The sequence below is a fragment of the Aquidulcibacter paucihalophilus genome (genome assembly GCF_002105465.1).
Classification (GTDB): Bacteria; Pseudomonadota; Alphaproteobacteria; order Caulobacterales; family Aquidulcibacteraceae; genus Aquidulcibacter; species Aquidulcibacter paucihalophilus.
On the sequence record NZ_NCSQ01000131.1, the window covers coordinates 1 to 7,318 of the forward strand.

The 7,318-nt window shown below is 51.9% G+C and carries 5 protein-coding genes; 1 reads left to right on the forward strand and 4 read right to left on the reverse strand.

The window, feature by feature from the left end; translation table 11 throughout:
- Nucleotides 1–679: 679 nt before the first annotated feature.
- The 3 genes from B7364_RS08545 to B7364_RS08555 form a co-directional block, all read right to left on the reverse strand.
- Nucleotides 680–1,828 carry a replication initiator protein A gene (locus tag B7364_RS08545; protein ID WP_085339583.1) on the reverse strand — a complete coding sequence of 383 codons (1,149 nt, stop codon included), beginning with the start codon at nt 1,826–1,828 and terminating at the stop codon, nt 680–682.
- Nucleotides 1,829–1,966: 138 nt separating this feature from the next.
- A complete protein-coding gene (locus B7364_RS08550) occupies nt 1,967–3,040 on the reverse strand; it encodes a ParB/RepB/Spo0J family partition protein (protein ID WP_085339584.1) in 1,074 nt (357 codons plus the stop codon).
- Nucleotides 3,041–3,208: 168 nt separating this feature from the next.
- Entirely contained in the window at nt 3,209–4,420 is a 1,212-nt protein-coding gene (locus B7364_RS08555) for an AAA family ATPase (protein WP_085339585.1), read from the reverse strand.
- 1,139 nt (nt 4,421–5,559) lie between these two features.
- On the opposite strand from B7364_RS08555, the gene B7364_RS08565 reads away from it, so the two are divergent.
- A complete protein-coding gene (locus B7364_RS08565; protein WP_157893607.1) occupies nt 5,560–6,564 on the forward strand; it encodes a hypothetical protein in 1,005 nt (334 codons plus the stop codon).
- Here B7364_RS08565 and B7364_RS17890 read toward each other — a convergent pair.
- Nucleotides 6,500–7,144: a hypothetical protein gene (locus B7364_RS17890; RefSeq protein ID WP_157893608.1), complete on the reverse strand. Its 645-nt coding sequence runs from the start codon at nt 7,142–7,144 to the stop codon at nt 6,500–6,502. The genes B7364_RS08565 and B7364_RS17890 overlap by 65 nt on opposite strands.
- Nucleotides 7,145–7,318: the final 174 nt, after the last annotated feature.

Here is a 7,318-nt window from a genome sequence, read left to right on the forward strand (position 1 = left end):
CAATCTCGTCTAAACTTCTAGTTTTTCAACAATATCGGCGCAAAGCAGACCAAAGGCAAAACATAAAAATTGATGTTTGCAGATATGATGGGGTTCTCGGCGGGCTAAGTTGTTGGCTGTGAATTGACGACTGTGAGCAGGTTACATTCTTGGTGGACTGAGTTTGGGATTATGCGTCTGCCTCCCGCTGCCACCAGGTCAAGCTTTCGACTAGGGCTTTGAACAGTTTGCGGCTTACCGAGCCTGTTATCGGCAACCAAATAGTTCCAGATCTTCGCCTTTTTATCAATTTCTATAAAATCGGTGATCGTTTAAATTTTAGGGTGTTGTTATATAAGTTAAGCGCTGAAAATGCACCATAAGATATTGTTTCTTCGATATTAATTGTTTTCGAGGGTTCCTGTTGTGTCGTGAAATTGTTCTCGAAGTGTCGGCACTTTTGTTCTCGAAGGATCGCGTGAATGTTCCTGAAGTGTCGTTGGTCGAATATATTCGTTCCTAATGTGTCGACAGGTTGGGTGAGGGCTGGGTATTTTGAACGAGTTTGGGAGTCTGATTCGCATAATCCCTTCAAACGTGATGTTTTGACACTTCGTTGAATCGGTCGACGCACTCCGATCTCACGAAAGGTCGTCACTTCGAGAACGCGATGGCCAACTGTGGCCCAGATAATCTCAAATTAAAGTGTGAACCGATTGCGTTCGTGGTATCGTTTCACATATCCGATGAAAGCCTTTTGGTAATTGGCTGGGGTCCGTGCCTCATCGTCTTTCAGCCAGGTCCTGAAGTCCTCGTGCAGGGCATGGAAGTCCCAGCCACGAAAATGGGCGCGAACATATGCAAGCGTTTCGTCCGTTATGTATCCCGCAGCGTCGCGGTCGGTCATGCCCTGTGAGAAGAGTTTTGGTTTCGTGTTAGCTGTAGCGTCTGTCGTCTTAGGGCCTGTCTTCAGTTGCATGCCCTGCGAATCCGGCGTTGCTTGAGGCCGTTTGTCGACGATCCGTGTCATGCGTAGCAGTGGCTCGTTGGAATTCGCAGCATTCTCGAGAGCCAAATTATAGCCGGGGATCTCATTGCGCTTAGCGATCGCCGTTATTTCAAACTTGAAACGTCGATACGGCCCTTCCGCACCAGACTTCTCGAACAACGTTGGAAGAGCAATTGCAAAACCCCCCTCCCCTGCTCCTCCGGCATGCTTGCGCGCAACTTTGTATAGCCACCGCTCGCGGCCACCTGTGATGTTGAAATATGCACGGTCAATGGCAAGAACGCCGCCGTTCATCAGAACGCCATCGTAAAACCAGCTAGAAAGAGCCAGTTGCATGCCACGTGAGCGCTCGGTTCTTTCATCAACCAATTGGCTCCAGCTATCGAGCCAAGAAAATGTAGCTTCACGGCGTTGGTCAGCGCGGATATTGGTTTTGACAGTCGTTGATTGAAGGCGATCAAGAGACCCCGCCAGCAACTCGTATGCCCTTCCAGTCGTGGGTCTGCCGATAGCGCGCAACAAGTCATATGGCATGATGTTTATGACGCGCGGGATATCATTTACCCCCCTGCCCTTCATGTCGTTCAACATACTAGCGCAGTAGATTAAGATATCAGCATCCCAGATTGTTGCCATTCCATAATCTGGGTTAGCTGAAACGTGTACCCAGATTTTGCCGTCAGGTGACGTGTAATCGATGGGCTTGATCCGCTTTGATTTGGCAAGACTAAAGAAGGGGCGTTCCATCATTTCGCGCTGATCGCGCAATGAAAGGTCTGACAAATACGGAAGAAACAAGTCGATTTGTTCTGGTGCCGCCGCGGGCTTTACGCGAATCATTGATAAGGCCCCAGAAGTATAGAAGTGAAAGATTTCCCGGGGGAAAGACTGGTGTGGTCCCAGTTTCCACTAAGCTCTAGTCGAACGGCAATTTCCCCGGGGAAATTTTTTGCTCTGCCCATGCGCTCTAACTCACCTTTATCGCGCAAGGCCCCTGCCCTTGGCGTCCAGCGCGGCAAGCGCCGCCTTTACCAAATCCAACACTTCAGCTTCACCCGCCCCCGATCCGCTATGCAGACGCAGCGTGATTCCGTTGCGATTGGAGGACAACACCGACAGCGCTTTTCGACCGTGCTTCGAGTCGGCCTCAAACAGCAATTCGCCTTGTTCAGCACTCTGCCCTGCAGACATCAGCGTCTTCACGACGTCGCCAGCGCCTATTGGCGGAAGCCCTTGTTCAACTCGTTTGGCTTGTTCCGAGCGAATTTCCCCAGCTGAAGCCCTAACTTTGGAAAGGTCACTTGTCTCGCCTTGCTTATCCAACAGGTCCAGAAACTGGGCTAAAGGGTAAACAGTCTTTAGCTGGATATCCCCACGCCCAGAAAAGGCCGCTACAGCCCATTCAGGCAATGATGCAACTTTTAACATTTTCGAGAGCCAGCCTTCAGAAACGCGCAATCGTTCAGCCATGCGCTTCTGCTTTCCGCCATAATAGCCAGAAAGTGCCTGAAGATAATTCTGTGCGCGTTCAAAATCTGACACATCCCGGCGTGCGCGGTTTTCAACGTCGGCAAGTCGAAACGCGCTCTCGTCATCGAGGACATGGACCTGCGCAAGGAACATCATATCTGGCCAAGAATTTCTACGAAGCCAAGAAATCGCCCAATGCCGCCGGGTGCCGGCGATAACCTCATAGTCGTATTTTGAATCCCCTTCGACACGGCGCACAATCGCTGGAACTTTCTGGCCGCCCTCTGATAAAATCGCGTCGATCAGATCTCGGCAATTTGCTTCATTGAGCCCTGCTTGATACCTCGCATTTCCAGACCACACCCGTACTCTACTTGGATCAAGCAACAGTTGCGTAATCTGGCGCACATCTCCTGAAGCGATTTTGGCCAGCGCGTTATCACGAGACAATAGAGTACTGCCACGCTTGGCGCGCGGATACTCAGGCGCGTCATCGACCGGAGCGTGTTCTACATCAATGGGAGCACCATCCGCTGGCGTGCTTAGAAGCTCGTTGAGATAGTCAAGCTGACGTTTTGACATAGCGCTTATCCAAGTGTGAATTTAGGAGGGAGGGGAGGCGGAAAGACAGGAACATTCCTTCGGCTAAAGGGCCCATGTCTGAAAAGGCTGAGCCATACCAACCACTACTGCTATAGCCACTGGCACACGGTATGGTCCGGTAAAGCGAAGTAGTACAAAGTATGTCCATTATACTACCCCCATTAGTAGGGTAGGATTGCCTGCAGAAACGCGGCCCCAACGACGCCTAATTAGCTGCTCAACTTGAGCAAATGCTTCATCCAGATTCTGGCGACATCGTTTGTGGGTCTTTGGCGTCCCGACCGGTCTTTCAAGTTCATAGACTGTCATCATCCGTAACGCAGCATGGCTAATTTCTGCCGATTCCAGTAAGGAAACCGGGAGTAAGGCAGGGCCAAACGCTTGCTCCATGACTTTTTGCACCATTGAATGGCTAGGGTCATTGGCATCAAACTTCGAACACATCAGGCGCACAAAATCATAATCAACTTCGATGCCGGCACCACTTAATTGCTCCAGAACCTGATCCATCATCGATAAAAACTGGACAGTAGAGCAAAAGTCGGGCGTGGTTGCCGCTAATGGTACCAGAAGCGCATTGGCTGCTTGCATAACCGCCAGCGAAATCGTTCCGAGGGCAGGGGGTGGGTCAAGAATCACCACATCGTAGTTCCGTGCTAATTTAGCCAACCCCTCGCGCAGCTTGCGAAACCGGGCGGGTAGCACACTACCCCCACGCGATCCTGCAGCCGCAAGCTCATATTCAACGTCGAACAACTGCAGATTCGAGGGAATGAGATCAACATTAGGCCAGACAGTGCCTTTCACTGCATAGGCTAAATCATCCTCCGTCGGCTCCAATGCCAGATAAGGGTAGAGAGTTTCTTCTTGGCGGATCGCGAAATGGGGATTGAAGCCAAAAAGAGTGGTCGTTGTAGCTTGACTGTCACAATCCACAACCAACACTCGATAGCCTGCAATACCCAAATAATGCGCCAAGTGGGTCGTTAGGGTGGACTTTCCAACACCGCCTTTGAAGTTCTGGACCGCGATGATTGCAGGTGGGTCCTGCTCGCGCCTACGTGGGGACGCACCTAAAACCTCGCGCATATTCAATAGTGCCGCGATATCATATCCCAATCTTCGCCCGGTCTCGCTTTCAGGTGCTGGTGGAAGTCGGCCATCCTGCTCAGCCATCCGAATACGATTAGTGGAACAACCCAAAAGCTCAGCCGCTTCGGCTATCCCAAAGCGAACTTGCAAGCCTTTCCTTGCGCCTGGAAGAAAGGCGGTACGCCGGAGTCGTTCAACCATTTCTTCGCCCGCTTGGGCTAAAGCGCCGATCCGGCTCGCTTCAGAGCCATAGTTGTCCTGTACCATGTTTTCATCCTTTCGCAGTCGGCGAAGGTCAATTGAAGGAATTTCAGCGTATCTATGATATGTTTCGTTCAATCTTGCAATTTTGCTTAACAACTCCTTAAATTTGGTGAGTAAAAAGGACTTCAAACACAAAAGTCCTTTAAAAAATCCAAGCCTAAGGATCCACACCCACTATTATGCACCGCGCCATTTGGGCTTCGCGGTCGTACGTAACGCACTCCATGCAGGGTCTTGCAGGCAGCTGAAAACAATCAGGTTTTAAGAGAACAAATTGCAAAACTATCGCCGCGCGCCACACCGTCGCTCAATTCGCGTCATACCGCCGTCTACTTTGCATCATACCGCCGCCAATCTAGCGGCACACCGTCGTCACTTTCGCATCATACCGTCGGCAGGTTTGCGCCATATCGTCGCAACAATCGAGAGGAGCGTTGGACCACTCGACAATATGGGTGGGATACTTCGGCACATCATTGGCAACTTGGCACAAAGAGGGCGGCTTTAGTGGTGGTCCTTCTTGAAATGATGAACACCTATTCCCTCGAGCCAATAGCAGCCCAAATTGTCGCGACCATTAGTCCTGTTGTCCAGAGGCAAATTCCTATAAGGAACGTAATGGCGTTGTATTCTGCTATATCAGCCACTTCGATTGCTCCCGGTTTCGCCACGGTCATAGCCTATTTCTCGCATGACATGAAGCGAAATATGGCGCACCCCTTCTGATCGAAAAGGCGATAAACTGATGCTTGATAGACCTTGGTGTTCTCAAGCGGGATCCAGGTGAGACCCTTATAGATCACCGAGCTAAAGGTCAGCCATTTTTGCGCCGGTATGATTGCTGGCTCTTGTCTGAGGCGCGGCCTCGCCCTCGAAATCCCGCTTCTGAGTGGGGCAGGACTCTTTCAAAACGGGTAGCTTGTGGTAGTTTGCGTTAGGGATCGTCACCCGAAGGGCCGAGACTGCGCGGCTGGCTCGGTGAGCGCCTTTAGCGCGAATAGAGCCCGACCCGGCTTTGAGCCGGGGACGCCCGTAAGAACCCATGCGTAAGGCTAGATTTGGCTCATCGCATCTGGAATCTGCGAGCTTGTCTGGACGATTCAGAGGCCAGAATGGCCTTGGGACTCTTGGAGGATAGATTATTGGCTGAGCAAAAGTGGGTCATTGAAAGGCTTAAACGAGAATTTGATCATTTCAACGAGAAGCTGGCCCAGCTGGATCAAGCAGATTTAGCTTTACCCTCGGCCCTGATTTTACCTCAAAGCATGGCGGCGATCGCACAAAACTTTCCAACGATAGGCGAATTTTCAAAACAAAATGGCGAGAAGATTTTCCACTCGGAAATTTATCAACGCGTCGGCGGGGCCCGACTTGCGGGTTTGCCCAAATGGCTGCTGGAGCAGGTTAAAAGCAACACCTTCGGCCAGAGTATCTACAAGTTAAGACGCGGAAAAGAGCCTGGCGAATGGCGGCCTAGGGACATGGAGTTTGCGTGGCACAGAGCGGCCGATGAAATCTTAAAAGAAGAGGGCTCATCCAAATGGCTGGATTTGCCGGTTCGTGCTTTTCGGATGAGTGAACGGGCTAACAGGGCGTTTCAGGGACATCTTGAGGGATTGATTACGCTGAGACAGATCCTTGGGATTTCCTACAGAGATCTGAAGAAGGGCAGGGCAGTAGGGTCAGGCTGTCGAGGGGAGTTTTTGGGGATTGTGGAGGCGTGCCGGCAATTGGCGCGCGAGCAGAGTGATTTTTGCCAGTGGCGTCATCCGCTTTTAAGGCCGGTATCGACGCAGGCTGCGGTGATACAGGCGGTTTTGGTGCGAAGGGAAGATTGGGTGCGGCAAACAGCGTTCCGCAACCGGATTGAGACACTGTTTGAGTGGACATGTCGGGATCTTCAACACAATCACGGCCACTGGATTTACCAGCGGGAGCTGGAAAGCGCAGCTAAGGAATTCAAACCCCTATTTGACTTTACGGACTTGTTTGAAGCAACGGGTAATCTCGGCGAGCTGACGCGCCAGGGCAATTATCAGGATAAGCAATTTGAGGGGGTTGGCCCTGCAGCGCTACTGGATCTCACCGAGTTTTTGATCTGGTGCCGGGATATGCGCCAACCGAGCACGGTAGCCCACGCGGCCTAAAGCCCTCAGACTGGACGGGCAAGGGCTTCAAAGCGCGGATGGCTATCGGCGCCCAGACGAACCAGGTACAATCCATGGCGGGATTCCGGCGCCCTCTAAAATCAAGACGAAATGACACGGGCAGAGTGTGAGTGGGCCGCGTTAGAGGGTTGCCACTCAGTTTCACGCCCGCGCGATTATGGAAGAATTGAGCCTTGAGCAGGAGCGCCATGAATCGCGGCTGGTGCACAAGGAGGCTATGCTCGATGAAGTCGGAAGCCTGATCCCAAGGGGGATTGGTGATGATGGCGAGGGGAGAGAAGGGGGCATCGGCCGCCGACGCCGCCAGATAATCGGAGACGACATGATCACCGCGATCGATCAGATCGCTTTCAAAGACTTCGCAGCCATAACCACGCAAAACGTTGGTGATATGATGATTACCACAAGCGATTTCCCAGACTTTAGCGGGCAGGGCAGGGCCTAGCCAATTAACGAGAGCCAAGGTGGCCAGAGGCGGGGTTTCATAGAGATCATGATCGCTTCGGCCTTGGCTTGGATTGCCGCCGGCCATCGCGGCCCCAAGATGGGTTTCAGACATAGGCTTGCTCCACACGAATGACGCCAACTAGGACAGCCTAATCCTTGGGATTCATGCCCATTAACACCCCTTCCGGCGATTGAGACATTTTTCTTCGAAATCGCTTTAGCCAATGCTTTCAAAATCCACGGTTAGAGCAGGCTCGGGAAATTTGGACAGGTGCTATAAGTGGAT

Excerpts from the sequence above, each read along its gene's own strand:
- B7364_RS08545 (WP_085339583.1), bottom strand. The coding sequence starts at position 1,828 with ATGATTCGCGTAAAGCCCGCGGCGGCACCAGAACAAATCGACTTGTTT.
- B7364_RS08550 (WP_085339584.1), bottom strand. The coding sequence starts at position 3,040 with ATGTCAAAACGTCAGCTTGACTATCTCAACGAGCTTCTAAGCACGCCA.
- B7364_RS08555 (WP_085339585.1), bottom strand. The coding sequence starts at position 4,420 with ATGGTACAGGACAACTATGGCTCTGAAGCGAGCCGGATCGGCGCTTTA.
- B7364_RS17890 (WP_157893608.1), bottom strand. The coding sequence starts at position 7,144 with ATGTCTGAAACCCATCTTGGGGCCGCGATGGCCGGCGGCAATCCAAGC.